The sequence below is a fragment of the Vagococcus acidifermentans genome (assembly GCF_003987655.1).
In the GTDB taxonomy this organism is placed as follows: Bacteria; Bacillota; Bacilli; order Lactobacillales; family Vagococcaceae; genus Vagococcus_B; species Vagococcus_B acidifermentans.
On record NZ_NGKC01000005.1, the window covers coordinates 1 to 16,145 of the forward strand.

General features: G+C 47.5%; 20 protein-coding genes and 1 other annotated feature. Of the genes, 15 read left to right on the top strand and 5 right to left on the bottom strand.

The window, feature by feature from the left end; genetic code table 11:
* A partial coding sequence (gene tnpC / locus CBF27_RS05510) for an IS66 family transposase (RefSeq protein WP_126813224.1) occupies positions 1-763 on the top strand: 763 nt, incomplete at its 5' end.
* A gap of 146 nt (positions 764-909) precedes the next feature.
* Here the strand turns inward: tnpC and CBF27_RS05515 are convergent.
* A complete protein-coding gene (locus tag CBF27_RS05515) occupies positions 910-1,557 on the bottom strand; it encodes a copper homeostasis protein CutC (protein WP_126813227.1) in 648 nt (215 codons plus the stop codon).
* Between the two features lie 107 nt (positions 1,558-1,664).
* Between CBF27_RS05515 and CBF27_RS05520 the strand changes: the two genes are divergently transcribed.
* The 5 genes from CBF27_RS05520 to CBF27_RS05540 all read left to right on the top strand — a co-directional run bounded on the left by CBF27_RS05520 (position 1,665) and on the right by CBF27_RS05540 (position 7,396).
* Positions 1,665-2,516, top strand: a complete 852-nt coding sequence (locus CBF27_RS05520; RefSeq protein ID WP_126813229.1) for a methyltransferase domain-containing protein — start codon at positions 1,665-1,667, stop codon at positions 2,514-2,516.
* 193 nt (positions 2,517-2,709) lie between these two features.
* Complete coding sequence (gene trmL / locus CBF27_RS05525) at positions 2,710-3,216, top strand: tRNA (uridine(34)/cytosine(34)/5-carboxymethylaminomethyluridine(34)-2'-O)-methyltransferase TrmL (protein ID WP_126813231.1); 507 nt, start codon at positions 2,710-2,712, stop codon at positions 3,214-3,216.
* 6 nt (positions 3,217-3,222) lie between these two features.
* Complete coding sequence (locus CBF27_RS05530; RefSeq protein WP_126813233.1) at positions 3,223-3,867, top strand: histidine phosphatase family protein; 645 nt, start codon at positions 3,223-3,225, stop codon at positions 3,865-3,867.
* Between the two features lie 31 nt (positions 3,868-3,898).
* Positions 3,899-6,397, top strand: coding sequence for an SF1B family DNA helicase RecD2 (gene recD2, locus CBF27_RS05535; RefSeq protein WP_126813474.1), 2,499 nt, complete (start codon positions 3,899-3,901; stop codon positions 6,395-6,397).
* 60 nt (positions 6,398-6,457) lie between these two features.
* Complete coding sequence (locus tag CBF27_RS05540) at positions 6,458-7,396, top strand: CorA family divalent cation transporter (protein WP_126813235.1); 939 nt, start codon at positions 6,458-6,460, stop codon at positions 7,394-7,396.
* A 53-nt stretch (positions 7,397-7,449) separates the two neighbouring features.
* Here the strand turns inward: CBF27_RS05540 and CBF27_RS05545 are convergent, their stop codons facing one another.
* Positions 7,450-8,412, bottom strand: coding sequence for a diacylglycerol/lipid kinase family protein (locus CBF27_RS05545; RefSeq protein WP_126813237.1), 963 nt, complete (start codon positions 8,410-8,412; stop codon positions 7,450-7,452).
* 142 nt (positions 8,413-8,554) lie between these two features.
* Between CBF27_RS05545 and CBF27_RS05550 the strand changes: the two genes are divergently transcribed.
* The 3 genes from CBF27_RS05550 (at position 8,555) to CBF27_RS05560 (ending at position 10,231) form a co-directional block, all read left to right on the top strand.
* The gene (locus CBF27_RS05550; RefSeq protein ID WP_126813239.1) at positions 8,555-9,115 is read left to right on the top strand and encodes an NADPH-dependent FMN reductase; all 561 of its coding nucleotides are present in this window, start codon (positions 8,555-8,557) and stop codon (positions 9,113-9,115) included.
* A 105-nt stretch (positions 9,116-9,220) separates the two neighbouring features.
* Entirely contained in the window at positions 9,221-9,547 is a 327-nt protein-coding gene (locus CBF27_RS05555; protein ID WP_126813241.1) for a hypothetical protein, read from the top strand.
* 177 nt (positions 9,548-9,724) lie between these two features.
* A complete protein-coding gene (locus tag CBF27_RS05560; RefSeq protein ID WP_126813243.1) occupies positions 9,725-10,231 on the top strand; it encodes a QueT transporter family protein in 507 nt (168 codons plus the stop codon).
* Between the two features lie 45 nt (positions 10,232-10,276).
* Here CBF27_RS05560 and cbpA read toward each other — a convergent pair whose 3' ends face one another.
* Positions 10,277-10,924, bottom strand: coding sequence for a cyclic di-AMP binding protein CbpA (gene cbpA, locus CBF27_RS05565; protein WP_126813245.1), 648 nt, complete (start codon positions 10,922-10,924; stop codon positions 10,277-10,279).
* Between the two features lie 163 nt (positions 10,925-11,087).
* Here cbpA and rpmG point away from each other — a divergent pair, with 163 nt between their 5' ends.
* The 3 genes from rpmG to nusG all read left to right on the top strand — a co-directional run bounded on the left by rpmG (position 11,088) and on the right by nusG (position 12,266).
* Positions 11,088-11,240, top strand: coding sequence for a 50S ribosomal protein L33 (gene rpmG, locus CBF27_RS05570; RefSeq protein WP_126813247.1), 153 nt, complete (start codon positions 11,088-11,090; stop codon positions 11,238-11,240).
* Between the two features lie 187 nt (positions 11,241-11,427).
* Positions 11,428-11,604: a preprotein translocase subunit SecE gene (secE, locus tag CBF27_RS05575; RefSeq protein ID WP_126813249.1), complete on the top strand. Its 177-nt coding sequence runs from the start codon at positions 11,428-11,430 to the stop codon at positions 11,602-11,604.
* 116 nt (positions 11,605-11,720) lie between these two features.
* A complete protein-coding gene (nusG, locus tag CBF27_RS05580; RefSeq protein WP_126813251.1) occupies positions 11,721-12,266 on the top strand; it encodes a transcription termination/antitermination protein NusG in 546 nt (181 codons plus the stop codon).
* A 105-nt stretch (positions 12,267-12,371) separates the two neighbouring features.
* Here nusG and sdaAA read toward each other — a convergent pair whose 3' ends face one another.
* Positions 12,372-13,238, bottom strand: coding sequence for an L-serine ammonia-lyase, iron-sulfur-dependent, subunit alpha (sdaAA, locus tag CBF27_RS05585; protein WP_126813252.1), 867 nt, complete (start codon positions 13,236-13,238; stop codon positions 12,372-12,374).
* 26 nt (positions 13,239-13,264) lie between these two features.
* Positions 13,265-13,927, bottom strand: coding sequence for an L-serine ammonia-lyase, iron-sulfur-dependent subunit beta (sdaAB, locus tag CBF27_RS05590; protein WP_126813253.1), 663 nt, complete (start codon positions 13,925-13,927; stop codon positions 13,265-13,267).
* A gap of 281 nt (positions 13,928-14,208) precedes the next feature.
* On the opposite strand from sdaAB, the gene rplK reads away from it, so the two are divergent.
* The 3 genes from rplK (at position 14,209) to rplJ (ending at position 16,142) form a co-directional block, all read left to right on the top strand.
* Entirely contained in the window at positions 14,209-14,631 is a 423-nt protein-coding gene (gene rplK, locus CBF27_RS05595) for a 50S ribosomal protein L11 (protein ID WP_126813254.1), read from the top strand.
* Positions 14,632-14,734: 103 nt separating this feature from the next.
* Positions 14,735-15,424 carry a 50S ribosomal protein L1 gene (rplA, locus tag CBF27_RS05600; RefSeq protein ID WP_126813255.1) on the top strand — a complete coding sequence of 230 codons (690 nt, stop codon included), beginning with the start codon at positions 14,735-14,737 and terminating at the stop codon, positions 15,422-15,424.
* A gap of 46 nt (positions 15,425-15,470) precedes the next feature.
* Positions 15,471-15,596, top strand: a sequence feature (ribosomal protein L10 leader region).
* 45 nt (positions 15,597-15,641) lie between these two features.
* Positions 15,642-16,142, top strand: coding sequence for a 50S ribosomal protein L10 (gene rplJ, locus CBF27_RS05605; protein WP_126813257.1), 501 nt, complete (start codon positions 15,642-15,644; stop codon positions 16,140-16,142).
* The last annotated feature ends 3 nt before the right edge of the window (positions 16,143-16,145 follow it).

Genomic DNA, 16,145 nt, shown 5'->3' on the forward strand with positions numbered 1-16,145 from the left:
AGATGGCCGTCCCGCGACCTCTGATGGTCGCATGTGGTTATTCCAAACACTGGATAAAGCCGACCATCCCGTTGTTTTCTATCATGCGTCTCTGACGCGAGAGCGTCAGAACATTCTCGATGTCCTGGCGGACAGCTTTCACGGTTACTGTCATTGCGATGGTTATTCCGCTTATCAGCATATCCCCGGTTTAACCGTTGTCGGCTGCTGGGCGTATATGCGACGGAAATTTCATGAAGCGGGTGATGACCAGGGACAAGCCGCTATTGGTCTTGCCTATTGTAACCAGCTGTTTGCGCTTGAGAGAGAATTTAAAGACTTGTCGCCTTCTGAGAGAAAAACGAACCGGCAACGTCATCTGCGACCTGTCTTAGAAGAGTTTTGGACGTGGCTAGAAAATTTGCCAGTTTTGAGTAAAAGTAAACTGGGGAAAGCAGTGGCTTATGGGCTAAAGCTGAAAGAAGCGTTGATGCGGGTTTTGGAAGATGGTCGTCTCGTCTTATCGAATAACTCAGCGGAAAGGCATATCCGCCCGTTGACCATTGGACACAAGATTTTTCTTTTTTCAACGAGCGAAGCCGGGGCGGAAGCGAATGCCATGGCCTATACCATAATCGAAACAGCTAAGGCCAACGGCCTCAACCCGTATCGCTACCTTTGTCGCCTCTTTTCTGATTTACCTAACGTGGAGTTTGGACAGCATCCAGAATTATTGGAAGCGTATCTTCCGTGGTCAAAACAAAGTCAACAAACGTGTCGCTAAACCCTATAGAAAAGAGCGCCAGATAAGTTGGATGGTTTTCTATGAAAATCATACCTTATCTGACGCTATTTGTGCGCCCGTGTGATTATTACCCGCTTACAAAAAAAGAGTGGATGTAATCCACTCTGAAAAGTTGGTTTTAGTGTTTATTTCAACACATTAAGATTGACTATTTTCGTACCGTGAAGTTCATTTGCTTTAAGAAAGCCGCTGACTGCCTCCGCATTGCGGTACGTGATGCCGCCGCCGGGCATGATGATGATGCGGTTGTTCGCGTATGAAATCAGGTCGTTGATGTATTCCAGATTCTGTTCGATGGGTGTGCCAGCAGGGCCGCCGTGGGTCAGGATGCGGTGGACGCCGTTTTCCGTCAGCCAGTCGATGGCTTCAAATTGTTTGTCAGGCGACATGTCATCAAAAGCCATATGAAACGTCATCTGCAAGCCTTCAGCCGCTTCAATCAATCGGGTCATGGCTTCTTCATCCAGCCAGCCGGATTCGTTGAGGCAGCCGAAGACCACTCCGTCAACGCCGAGTTTTTTCGCTTCGATAATATCGGTGTGCATGATTTTCAACTCAGTATCTGTGTAAATAAAGTTGCCGCCCCGGGGACGGATGATAGCCATCACAGCTACTTCTTTTTCGTGGCAGTAAAGAATTGTTTCTTCCATTACGCCTGTACTGACTGTGGTTCCGCCGACTGCCAGATTGTCGCACAATTCAATGCGTCTGGCACCTGAGGCAATGGCTTTTGGTATCAATGTAAAATTTTCTGAACAAAATTCTTTAATCATGTGTTTATAGGTCTCCTGTCTATGTCATCTGATGCGGTTATCTGTGTTACTTTTTTAAAAAGTAGTATGATATGATTATAGTATAATTTTGCAGAGGAGTTAAGTGCATGTTGCAAAAGAAAATTGATATGGGCTATGAATTTATTGCCGAGCACCGTATGCTTTTCCGCTGCCCGAAGTGCCATGAAGCGATTACGGAGACACGGCCGTACAGCATGATATGTGCCAACGGCCATCAATACGATTTGTCGAAAAAAGGCACGCTCTATTTTTTGAGTCATCAGATTGCGACCGAATACAATAAAGAGATGCTGCTCCACCGCCGGCAGATGATTGCAGACGGCTTGTATGGACCGCTCTTTGACCGATTGGCCCCCTACATGCCTGCTGGCGCTGGTGCGGTTTGCATCGATATGGGTTGCGGCGAGGGCAGTTTTCTGAAAAAACTGGTGCGTCCGGATCATATTGCTGTCGGATTCGATATTTCGAAGGACGGTATTTTTCTGGCAACTGATTTTAGTGAGCAGGCTTTCTGGTGTGTGGCAGACATCACCAACATGCCGTTCCAAGACGCATCGGCCGATGTACTGCTGAATATTTTTTCGCCTTCCCATTACAGCGAGATGGCACGAGTGCTGAAGCCGGACGGAGTAGTGCTGAAAGTCATCCCTGAAAGGTATTACTTAAAAGAGCTGCGCGAACGGTTTTACGTTGATCAGACTGAAAAACAAGACTACTCTAATGATAAGGTCTATGAAAAGTTTCAGGATGCCTTAACAGTTGTTGCCGAAGAACGGCTGACGTATACGTATCCGCTGACCAGCGAGCAGCAGACGCATGCGCTGTTGATGTCGCCGATTCAGTGGGGAGCCACAGCCGATGCGCTGACCTATGCGGCAGCGCATCCCATGACAGAATTGACTGTTGATGTCCGCGTGCTGGTGGGAAAATTTAAATAACCTATGAAAACAAATTTTCTGCTTGCGAAAATAATTTGAAAATGCTATACTATAAGAAAGCTATTTTTCAGCAGTTTTTATCAGATTCCTGTTCTGATAAAAGTTGATGAGAGGTGGCTCCATCAACGTAGCGACTCGCAGTGAATTGACACCGAGGCGATACGTTTTTTTTATTTTCGAGAGAGGTGTATTCATGAACCATATTGTTTTGTTTGAACCGCAAATCCCGGCGAATACCGGTAATATCGCGCGCACGTGTGCGGCGACGAATACGCCGCTGCACTTGATAGAACCGCTTGGTTTCTCCACGGACGATAAACACTTAAAGCGGGCAGGACTGGATTACTGGCATGATGTCTCAATTACTTACTATCCTGACCTGACGTCTTTTTTAACGAGTATTGCTGATGAACCGCTCCATCTGATTACCAAGTTTGCCGAGCGCATTTATACAGATGCCGCTTATAATGACGGCAGAAACCACTATTTTATGTTCGGCAAGGAAACAACGGGACTGCCGAAGGAATTGATGACAGAACGGCGGGAGGATTGTTTAAGAATACCGATGAACGATGAGCATGTGCGCTCACTGAATTTGTCCAACACCGCGGCTCTGGTATTATATGAAGCGTTGCGTCAGCAGCAGTTCAGCGGGCTGGATCTGACACATCACTATGACAATGATAAATTAAAGGGGTGAACAAGGATGGAACTGTATTTTACGCGTCACGGCAGAACGCAATGGAACCAGGAAGCGCGCTTTCAAGGGCGGGATGGCGATTCGCCGCTGCTGCCGGAAAGTTATTTGGCAATCGAAGCACTGGGGGAACGCTGCCGGGCGCTTTCGTTTGAAGCAGTGTATGCCAGTCCGTTAAAGCGGGCACGCGACACCGCTGCCGGGATTGTCGCGTACCAAGACCCGCGTCCGCCGATCATTTATGATGACGGGCTGCGTGAAATCGGCATGGGTCAGCTGGAAGGGCAATTGATAGCGGAGGCCCGCAAATTGTATCAACCTGAGTTGGATGCCTTGCGCCACCGTCCGGACCGGTTCAATCCCGAGCGCTTCGGCGGAGAAGACTATCAAGCGATGCTGAGCCGCTCGCTTTCAGTTATCCGCCGTGCATGCGCAAATGCTGAAAAAGGGCCGCTGCTCTTTGTCAGTCATGGCGTGACGCTGACTGGTGCGATTCAGACACTGGTCGGAAAACCGTTGTCTGACGTCAGAAAAATGGGCGGCCTTGAGAATAATACGCTGTCCCAGGTGACGATTGACGCAGACGGGAAAGCAACACTCGTATTATGGAATGATGCGTCCCATTTGCGGATGATATCACAAAAAAGTAGGTGATGGCATGCGGCAGGAATCATTGCTTCCGGAAATGCAGACAGAAAGTTATCTCGTCGGTCAAATCCAAGCAGTATTTTATGAAAACCCCGCCAATTTTTACAAGGTTCTGTTAGTCAAAATTTTGGAAACGAATACCGCCTTTGACGAAAATGAGATTGTCGTGACCGGCACCTTTGGCCAGATACAGGAAGAGGAGCAGTACCGATTTGTCGGCCGTTTTGTTACGCATGCCAAATACGGCAAGCAGTTTCAGTCGGAACGTTACCAGCAGGAAAAGCCGACTTCAGCAAGCGGGGTGATTGCCTACCTGTCCAGCGACAAGTTTCCGGGGATCGGGAAAAAAACAGCCGGGAACATTGTGGCGGCTTTAGGTGAAGATGCCATCGAAACCATCATCAACGACCCGGAATCCCTTGCCGGCATCAAAGGGCTGAACAACCAAAAGCGGACACTCCTGCTGGAGAGGCTGCGCGAGAATTACGGCATGGAAAAAATCGTTGTCGGGCTTTCGCAGTACGGGTTCAGCAATCAGCTGGCTTTTGCCATTTACCAAGTGTATAAGGCCGACACGCTGGATATTGTTGAAGAAAACCCGTATCAGCTGGTGGAAGACATCGACGGCATCGGCTTTAAAAAAGCCGACAGTTTGGCCGAGCAGCTGGGCATCGCTGCTGACTCGCCCAAGCGGATACGGGCGGCGATTCTGCATGAGGTACTGCACACGGCTCTGACGACAGGGGATACTTATCTGGAGGCGAAAGAGTTGCTAGAGACAGCTCTCAACACACTGGAAAAAAGCCGTCCGGTCGAAATCCATCCTGACAGTGTGGCGCAGGAAATCATTTCGCTGGCTGAAGAGGGAGCGATCATTCAGGAAGGGACGCGTCTGTATGAAAAGACGCTTTATTTTTCTGAATGGGGCATCAGCAGCTCGATTCAGCGGCTGCTTGCGCGCAAAAAAGAGATTTTTTATGCTGATGAAGACATCGAAAAAAGTTTGCGCCTGATTGAAAAGCGGTTCGGCATTGTGTACGGCAACTCGCAGCGAGAAGCAATCAAGGAGGCGCTGAAATCGCCGCTGTTTATTTTGACCGGCGGACCCGGGACCGGTAAAACGACGGTGATTAACGGCATCGTGTCAGTCTTCGCTGAACTGAACGGACTGTCGCTGGACATTGCGGATTATACGCAGGACGTTTTTCCGATTTCTTTGGCGGCGCCAACAGGGCGTGCCGCCAAGCGGATGAATGAAACAACCGGACTGCCGGCCAGCACGATTCACCGGCTGCTGGGGTTGACTGGCAGGGAAAAAGATGTGCTTGGCGAAACGCGTGAGTTGGACGGCGGTCTGTTGATAGTGGACGAAATGTCCATGGTGGATACGTGGCTGGCCAATACCTTATTCAAAGCTGTCCCGACAAACATGCAAGTCATTCTTGTCGGCGATAAAGACCAGCTGCCGTCAGTCGGGCCGGGTCAGGTGTTTACAGACTTGTTGGCGGTGGCGGACATCCCGACCTGCGAGCTGACAGAAATTTACCGGCAGGAAGACGGCTCCAGCATCATCCCGCTGGCGCATAATATCAGGAACGGACAGATTCCGGAGGACTTGCTTGTGAATCAGGCGGACCGTTCATTCATCCGCTGTTCCGCCGGCCAAGTGGCGTCAGTGGTGCAGCAAATCGTCTCGAGAGCCAAAGAAAAAGGATTCACGGCGCAGGACATGCAAGTTTTGGCGCCGATGTACCGCGGCATTGCCGGGATAGATGCGCTGAACCAGCTGATGCAGGAAATACTGAACAGCAATGAAGACGGCCGGCGGAAAGAAGTGCAGTGGCTGGATAAGACGTATCGCATCGGCGACAAAGTCCTGCATCTGGTGAACAGTCCTGAAACCAATGTGTTCAATGGTGATATCGGCGAGATAACCGGCATCACGTTGGCCAAGGACACGGAAGATAAAATAGATGAATTGACGTTGTTGTTTGATGACACAGAGATTACATATAAACGGAATGAATGGCAGAAAATCACGCTGGCTTACTGCTGTTCGATTCATAAAGCACAAGGCAGCGAGTTCAAGATGGTCATCTTGCCGATGTTGAAACAGTACAGCCGCATGCTCCAGCGCAAACTGCTGTACACTGGTGTGACGCGGAGCAAAGAGTTGTTGATTTTAATCGGCGAGCCTGAAGCTTTTGCGGCTGCTATCGCGAATCAAAGCATCAATCGGCGGACCGGTCTTGTCGAAAAAATCGTCCATCCCGACCGGTTGTCCGCCGAGACATTGGAACAGATGGACCAGCTGAACCGCAAACAGAAAGAAGCGGCGGTATCAGCCTTTGACGAGCCGCCTTCAGCCGCAGAATCAGCCGAACGTCCGTCTGATGCGAAACAGGGCAGTCTGTTCTCAGACGACATACCATCTCAAGAGCCGAAAGAATATCGGCTGACAGCTGCGCTGGTCCACGCGGGCACTATTGACCCGCTGATTGGCATGAACGGCGCAAGCCCATATGATTTTGCCTGATGCAAGCTGCCGGCCTGTGTGTGATATAATAGGGGAAAAAGTCGGTTGAGGAGCAAAATCATGCACATTATCAATTTTACGAAAGAAACTAAAATGAGCAGTATCACGGATGTGTTGCCGGGCGAGATGGTGTTTATTGTTTGCCAGCGGCGCGATTTCGCTGCCGTTAAACAGCAGCTCCATCTGGACAGCATGTCCCAGTCAGAAGCCGTCGTTAAACGCAAAGGTGTCACGTTTGAAAGCGGCGCTGATTTTGATTTGATTAATCTGGTGCAGTTCCGTTGGCGCCGGACGCTGTTTGAATTTGAAAAACTGCGCATTTACCGGAGCCAGCATTTTATCGTGCTGGAGACGCAAAATGACGGCTATTTGTATGAAGAACTGCTGGCATGGCTGGCACGGGATTCTTTTCAAGAACAGACACTCATGGACAGCATCAGTTTTGCGTATTGTCAGGTCTTTGAGTTCCTGCTGGACCAAATGTTCGAAGCGCTGTTTTCATTTGAGGACGAGCTGGAGGAGATGGAAGTCAGCATTCTCGAAAACCGCTACAATAAGTTCTCGTTTGAACGGCTGATTGCATTGAAACGGCAAGCATTCCGTGTGAGGCGCTACTTGCGTTCCACGCTCTATGTCGGCGACGAGCTGCTCGTTGACGAAAATAATTTCATTGAAACGGTAAACCGGAAATATTTTACGAACATCGACACGAAAATCAACCGGTTGTCCGAGTATAGCGCCGACTTATATGAAAAGAGTGAGGGCCTGCTGGATATTTATGATATCATCATGAGCCAAAGGTCCAATAATTTTCTTAATAAATTGACTATTTTAACCGCAGTCGCGACGCCGTTGACGGTGATTTCCGGTATTTACGGTATGAATTTTGTGAACATGCCCGAGCTGAAGCATCCTTACGGTTATTTTATCGTGTTGGCCATCATGCTGGTATCGGTGGTGCTGACACTGCTGGTGTTGAAATGGAAGAAACATTTATAAAAAAAACCATGCCCAGTCCGCTTTCACAAATGGACTGGGAATGGTTTTTGCCGTTACAGCCAAAAAAGCCGTTTGGCAGTGCTGAACTGGATATCATAGGGGCGGACACCCATTTCTTCGCCGTCGGTTTGGCCGGCTTGCGGCACGGTGGACACGATTTGTAAATGGCGTGACACAAACCGGTGCACATGCGCTGATGTCAAATGTTTTTTGCGGATCAGCAAGAGCATCAGATAAAAAATCTTGATCAGCGGAATCCGTTCAACGACAATCAGGCTGAACTCGTCCTGGGTGACATCGGCTAAAGGGTCGATAGCCACTCCGCCGCCAAAATATGGGTGATTAGTTGTGGTGCACAAAAACGCATGTTCAAATGCTATCGTCTGTCCGTTGGCGCTCACTGAAATAGGAAACCCTTTTTGCCGGAACAGGATTTTCAGTGCGGCACTCAAATAAGACAGTGAACCGAAGTTAAATTTATTCAGCCGGGCTTTGTTCTCAGACGCATTGGCAGCGGCGACGATGGCTGCATCCAGTCCAATGCCTACGTTGTTGACAAATAGCTGTTGTTCTTCAGCAATCGCTTCTGTATAAGACAGGATGGTCAGTTCTTTCGGCTTAGTCGTTGTCAGAAGATGCCGAAGTGCTTCTTCAGGCTGTCGGGAAATCTTGGCGGCGCGTGCAAAATCATTGCCAGAGCCAGCCGGGATATAGGCAACAGGTATCAGCGGCTGCTCTGCCAGCGCATTGACGACTTCATGCAGCGTGCCGTCGCCGCCGATGACGACCAGAAGCGGGAAAGGTTCCTGTTTGTCGGTCTCTTCATGCCACGGCACAAGCTTTTCGGCAGCAACAGCCGCAGCTAGATCGATGGCGTGTTTCGGATGTTCTGTTTTGTAAACAGTGTATGCAATCTGTTGTTTTTCCAAATTGTCGATGACCAGCTTGGCAGTCTGCCCGCCCTTGCCGGCGCCTGCGTGCTCATTGACAATAAGATGCAGAAAAAATTCAGTCATAGTCTGTCTCCTCTCAGACACATATTATAACAAAAATGCTTCTAAAAGGGTGAAATTCGGATTTCGAACGAAAAACAATATTTTTGTAAAAAAAATAGGAGTGTATTATGATGAGGATATAACAGACTAGGAGCGTGAAATAATGAGTACGAAAAAAATCGGTATTGTTGTCGGCAGTCTTCGGAAAGAGTCTTTCAGTAAGAAAATCGCAGCTAATATGGCTGAATTATTCCCGGAAGGCTTTGAAACGGAATTTATTGCCATAGATAAATTGGACATGTACGACCAGGACTTGGATGATGAAAACCGCCCGCCTGCTGCGTGGACCAGTTTTCGTGAACAGCTCGGTCAGTATGATGCGTTTATGTTTGTCACGCCTGAGTATAACCGCTCAGTGCCAGCAGTGTTGAAAAATGCGCTGGATGTCGGCTCGCGTCCGTATGGCCAGAACAAATGGGGCGGCAAGCCGGGGGCGGTTGTCAGCGTTTCTCCGGGTGCCATCAGCGGGTTCGGTGCTCACCATCACTTGCGGCAAGTACTGGTGTTTTTAGATATCTATACAATGCAGCAGCCGGAAGCGTATATCGGAAATGTTGCTAACATCTTGGACAGCGAAGGCAAGGTGACCAATGAGGGCACACTTGATTTCTTAAAACTGATTGTCAATTCATTTGTGGATTGGATTAATAAGACATCAAACTAATCCACTTGCCTGCGTTACACATAAAACTAAAATCGGCATGACATCGAAGACGTGAAGGGATGCCATGCCGATTTTTTAACAAAGCAATGGTCTGGAGGGAAAACAATGCTCAAAACTGAAATGGAAGCACTGGCGGGTCAGTTTACCGGCCGAAAAGAATTTATTGAAGACGGCTACTACCGCATACAAATGTTGGACGACAGCCGGTTTGAGTTGGCGTTCATGCTGGCTGACTCATGCGGGACGACAGCCTATCATCCGCGCATTGTGGCAGAGGTGCGGGGAGAAGAGGTTGTGCCTGTGTCGCTTTTGGATTACGTGTCGCACCCAATCAAAAACATGGAACGGACAGAGGCGAACGGGGCGGAACTTGACGAGGCGCTTGCCGCGCTGGTTGATAAACTGCGCCGGGCTAAAGCTGTTCAAGATTAGGTCCCTGATGATGAGTGTCCGGCGGCATCTGCAGTAAAAATTTGCGGTTTGTCTGGCATATTGTGTGAGAATCGTGTAAAATAACTTTGGTGTGATATGTTCACACATTTTCAGCAACATAATTGCTGCGCAGTTCGTCGACCATCCTGCGTTATCAAAACTAGGAGGAGGAATAATATGGAAAAATCAAAAACGCATATGCTAGTACAAAATGCGTTGATTGCATCGATTTATGTCGTGCTGACACTTGTCGTCGCACCTGTTGCACAAGGACCGATTCAATTTAGAGTGTCGGAAAGCCTGAATCATCTGGTAGTTTTTAACAAAAAGCTGATGTGGGGCGTCTTGTCGGGCGTCATCTTCTTTAACCTGTTCTTTTCAGATGGCGGGTTGCTGGATGTGGTGTTCGGCGGCGGGCAGACCTTTTTGGCGCTAGCAGTGGTTGCCGCATCGGAAAAATGGCTGCCGGATGTCCGCAAAAGACTGGTACTCAATGTCGTGGTCTTTTCGCTCAGTATGGTCCTGATAGCGATAATGCTGTCGCTGATTGGAAACTTTCCCATCGGTTCGCCGTACTTTTGGGCTGTTTATGGCTCTACCGCATTAAGTGAAGCAATCATTATGGGCGTGTCGGCGCCGGTCATGTACTGGCTGAGCAGGCACACACCCCTTGCATACGTCTAAAAAAAGCTTACAAGCCGCGTTCGTTGCGGGCTTGTAAGCTTTTTGCTATTCCATTTGAGCTGTGGCGAGGTCTTCGATTTCGGCCACGAAGAAATCTTTCCGTTCCAAATGTCTGACGATTTCATCACACACCTCTTGTGTGGTGTCGGCAGGCAAGGTAATAATTGTCCGGCGGATGTACTCGTCCTTTCCTAGATCCAGTGTGATGCAGCTGGCAATTTCCGAATACTTGGAAATGATTTTTGTCATGTTGGCCAAGTCGCCTTTTTTCCCGGTTGAGGCGATGGTCAAAGTGAAGCGCCCTTCGTTGACATTCCAAGATTGGGAGAGAATATTCAGCAGCTTGCTATGAGTCAAGATACCGTAAAACAAATTGTCCTGGTCCAGCACAGCAATGTACGGCAGTTCTTTGATGGTGAAAAAAATCTTGAAAAATGACGAATTCAAGTGGATATATTTTGTCGCGTTTTTCAACAAGTGGGTGACTGGCAGCTGCATGTCGCCGCCGTTTGCCTTATGACGGTAAATATGCATTTTGTATATATTGCCACGGAATATTTTTCCAGTTTCATCTAAAATCGGAACACAGCGGAATCCGGATTCTTCAAGAATGTCGAGGGCTTTTTCCAGTGTACATGATTCAGTGACAGTGGTTAACTGCCTTTTTGGGATAACAACAGATTCGATTAACATGATACTCAAAACCTCCATCTTTATTCTGGTTATATGATAACACATCTGTTTTAGAAACAAAACAGCGATTTTTGCGCTGCCTCGGCACTTGCGGGCTATTTGACAGCTTTCGGCGAAAATGATAGTATTGTGAAGAAAAAAACAGCGTCTGGGAGGCGTCAGGATGGCTAAGAAAAAAACAACATTGGCATGCTCGGTCTGCGGGTCGAGAAACTATTCCAAATCTGTCAACGAAGGACAGCGGACAGAACGTTTGGAAGTCAAAAAGTTTTGCAAATATTGTAAAAAACATACGCTGCATCGTGAGACAAAATAATTTTTTTCAAGCCGCTGCGAGCCGTCGGGCGGGTGCAAAAAAGATTTTAAAGCGTTATTCCAAAGCAGGCTCTTGAATCCTGAAGCGAATACCGCTATAATGTAGCTGTTGATGTTTATTACGAATAGAAAAATACAGTGGTCAACTGTTACATGTGAGAGATAAATTAGTGTTCAGGAGGTTCCAGATGAAAAAAGAAAGTTTTTTTGCCAGTGTTAAAAATGAAATGAAAATCGTCACCTGGCCGTCAAAACAGAAGTTGAGAAAAGATTTTGTGACAGTCGTGCAGTCGACATTGATTTTCGCGGCATTTTTTGCGATTGTTGACAATGCTATTAGTTTTGTTCTTAAATTGTTCATGTAAACCGCAGAAATAACTAGAATAAATAGCAGGTTGATGATATACTAACGATGAAAAGAAAACTTCGGATTGCCTGAGGTTTTTTTATTTTACAAATGTAAAGGTAGGAACGAACAAAAATGGAAACTTTTGAAAAACAGTGGTATGTGCTTCACACGTATTCCGGTTATGAAAACAAAGTCAAAACGAATATTGAATCGCGTGCCCAAAGTATGGGGATGGAGGATTATATTTTCCGTGTGGTTGTTCCTGAAGAGGAAGAACGGGAGATTAAAAACGGCAAGGAAAAAATCGTTGCTAAAAAAACATTTCCTGGATATGTCCTGATTGAAATGGTAATGACAGATGATTCATGGTATGTGGTGCGGAATACACCGGGCGTGACAGGATTTGTCGGGTCGCACGGGGCAGGAAGCAAGCCGGCACCGCTCTTGAACGAAGAAGTGGAACATATTTTGCGCAAACTTGGTATCAGCAAACGTCATGTGGACCTCGACATTGAGATTGGCGAGTATGTTGTCATTATTGAAGGGGCATTTTCCGGTTTGACAGGTGAAATCACTGAAATAGATAATGAGCGTCAGAAGCTGAAAGTCAATATCGACATGTTCGGGCGCGAGACCAGTACAGAGCTGGATTTTGAACAAATCGACAAAGTAGAATAACCGCGTTGTTAAAAGTTGAGAACATCCTCAACTTTTTTTAATTGGGCACAAAGGCAGCCGAAAAAAGGAACAGGAGAGACGCATGTCTGTCCTGTTCCTGCGGGTTTAGGCTTCATAAAGTTCTTTGGCGATTCTCAGGCCGGTCGGTGTTGTTGCAACGCCGCCTTCGGCTGTCTCTTTAAAAATGCTCGGCATTTGCAGTCCGACTTTGTACATGGCCGCCACGACTTCATCCGGCGGGATAACGCTGGTGATACCGGCCAGTGCCATGTCGGCTGAAATGAAAGCCTGGGAGGCTCCCAGTGCATTCCGTTTCACACACGGGACTTCCACTAAGCCGGCAACCGGGTCGCAAATCAGCCCCATCATGTTTTTCAGTGTAATTGCCAGCGCCTGTGCCGACTGCTCAGGTGTGCCGCCTTTCAATTCGACGAGGGCGGCGCTCGCCATAGCGCTTGCCGAACCGATTTCCGCCTGGCAGCCGCCAGCTGCACCGCTGATAGAAGCGTTGTTGGCAATTACCAGACCAAACGCCCCGGCAGTAAATAAAAAGTTGAGCTGGGCGTCCAGCGGAATTTCATCTTCTTCAATTAAGGCAGACAAGACACCAGCTGCGACACCGGCGCTACCGGCTGTCGGTGTGGCACAAATCACGCCCATTTCGGCATTCACTTCATTGACCGCAATCGCGTTTTGAACAGCTGTTAAAATCGTTTTGCCGCTCAAAAGCTTTCCGGAAGCAATGTACTCGCTCATGCGCTTGGCATCCCCCCCGGTCAAACCGGTAACGGATGTCACACCTTTTTTTCCTTTGTCGATAGCCGCCAGCATGACGTCAAGATTTCGTTTCATGTGATTGACGACAGCTTCCCGCGGCAGTTGCGAATGCTCCGTTTCAAGCCGTATCATCAGTTCGGCAATAGAGCCGTACGGTTTGGACATCTGTACTAATTCTTCTATTGATTGAAACATGATTGTCTCTCCTCTTCTTTTGGCAACTACCCGAATGAACTGACGTTGTGAACGTTGTTGATGTGTTCCAGCTGGTCAGTCAAATCCGGGAATCTGTCGTCAACTTCGATGACCATGATAGCTTTTTCGCCTTTTGATTCACGCGTAACGGTCATGGTACTGATGTTAATGTTATGCTCGGAAAACAAATTCGTCACGTCTGCAATGACGCCCGGTTTGTCCTGATGCACGACCAGATAAGTAGGAGTCGACAAATCCAAATTGATTTTGAAACCGTTCAGCTCGGAAATCTGAATACTGCCGCCGCCGATGGAGATACCTGTGACACTCAGCTTCCGGCTGCCGGCGCTTACATTCATTTTCACCAGATTCGGATGTTCCGCTTTTTCTTTTTTCGGAATGAAGGCGACTTCCATTCCGGACTCGTGGGCAATCTTCAACGAATCCGCCAGCTGCGGGTCGTCCGGCTCCATCCCCAGTAAGCCGCCGACCAAGGCGATATCAGTGCCGTGCCCGCGATAAGTTTTGGCAAACGATTCGAATAAATAGATATCCACCTTCTCAGGCTGTTCGCCGAAAATACTGCGCACGACTCTGCCGATGCGCGCGGCGCCGGCAGTGTGTGAACTGCTGGGTCCGATCATTACCGGCCCGATAATATCAAACACGCTTTTATACGATCCGCTCATAAAACAATAACCTCCCCTGTTTTAATGTCATCGCTATTTTAACACAAAAAAACAAAATGAAACGCAACCTTTCCATTAAGAAAGCCTAAAGATATTCTCATTCTGGCGGTACCGTTTTCATCGTAATAAAATGTGTTTTAGACTTGATTTAAACGGCAAAGGAGTGTATACTCTCAAGAGTACATGTATCTGCATGTGCTTCTTTTTTGTAAAAAAGAAACGTGGGAGGAGAAATTTTTCATCTCCATTCAACCACATCACGGACCAAGGAGGTATGTCTCGTGGCAAAAAAAGTAGAAAAAATCGTTAAGTTACAAATTCCTGCAGGTAAAGCAACACCAGCTCCGCCAGTAGGTCCTGCACTAGGTCAAGCGGGTATCAACATCATGGGATTCACAAAAGAATTCAACGCACGCACAGCTGACCAAGCAGGGTTGATTATTCCTGTCGTCATTTCAGTTTATGAAGACCGTTCATTCACATTCATTACTAAGACACCACCGGCAGCAGTATTGTTGAAGAAGGCAGCAAAGGTGGATAAAGGATCAGGCGAACCGAACAAGAAGAAAGTCGCTACTGTGACAAAAGACCAAGTCAAAGAAATTGCTGAATTGAAAATGCAAGACCTAAACGCAGCAGATGTGGAAGCAGCTATGCGCATGGTTGAAGGTACTGCAAGAAGCATGGGGATTACAGTCGCTTAAATCAGACTGTAACCGCCGGAAGTGGCTTCTCAGTCATTTATATTGAAAGATATAAATATGTGGGAGGTTCTACCGTTATAACCACACTCAAGGAGGAAATAAAATGGCAAAGAAAAGCAAGAAAATGCAAGAAGCATTGAAAAAAATTGATGTAACTAAAGAATATCCTGTCGCAGAAGCAGTTGCTCTGGCAAAAGATACTAACATTGCGAAATTTGATGCAACTGTTGAAGTGGCTTACCGTTTGAACGTTGACCCTAAAAAAGCCGACCAGCAAATCCGCGGCGCAGTCGTGCTGCCTAACGGAACCGGCAGAACACAAAAAGTTCTGGTTTTTGCTAAAGGCGAAAAAGCAAAAGAAGCAGAAGCAGCAGGTGCGGACTATGTCGGCGAAGCTGATTTGGTTGATAAAATCAAAGGCGGCTGGTTCGATTTTGACGTAGTCGTAGCGACACCTGACATGATGGCTCAAGTTGGTCAGCTTGGCCGTGTCTTGGGACCAAAAGGGCTGATGCCTAACCCTAAAACAGGTACTGTAACGATGGACGTTGCAAAAGCTGTGGAAGAAGTAAAAGCTGGTAAGGTTACTTACCGTGTCGACAAAGCCGGCAACATCCATGTGCCGATCGGCAAAGTTTCTTTTGACGATGCTAAACTGATTGAAAACTTCAACACTATCCATGATGTGATGATGAAAGTTAAACCAGCAGCCAGCAAAGGTCAATATATCAAGAATATTTCTATCACAACAACTTTTGGCCCTGGCGTCAAAGTCGATCAATACTCATTTTAATCATTTTGTTCTTGACCTGGATAGCCTGATATGTTAAGGTTATCTAGGTTAAGAATTAACTGTACCGAAGACAGTAGGCGGCGCAAGCCTTAATATCCTACCGAGGACACCATTGAATTCCAGTCAATAGTCCCTCTATGTCAACGGTGGCATGGAGTTTTTTTATCGTTAGAGGTGAAAAACTTCTCCATCTATCATTATAGGAGGTGAAATGAGAATGAGCGAAGCATCAATTGCTAAGAAAGCCCAAGAAGTTGAAGAAGTTGCTGCAAAATTCAGCGAAGCGGCTTCTGTTGTTGTGGTAGACTACCGTGGACTGACAGTTGAACAAGTCACAGAGTTGCGAAAACAATTGCGTGACGCAAATGTTGAAATGAAAGTCATCAAAAACGGTATCCTGAGACGTGCCGCTGAGAAAGCAGGCCTGTCCGGCATGGAAGACGTATTTGTCGGCCCGACAGCCGTTGCATTCAGTAATGAAGATGTAGTGGCGCCTGCAAAAATCATGAATGATTTTGCAAAAAACGCTGAAGCATTGGAAATTAAAGGCGGTGTAGTGGAAGGAAACGTTTCTTCTGTGGAAGAAATCGTTGCTCTGGCAAAACTGCCGAACCGCGAAGGCTTGCTGTCTATGTTGCTGTCTGTACTGCAAGCACCTGTACGAAACGTTGCTTACGCAGTCAAGGCTGTGGCAGAAGCACAAGAAGAAGTTGCGTAACAG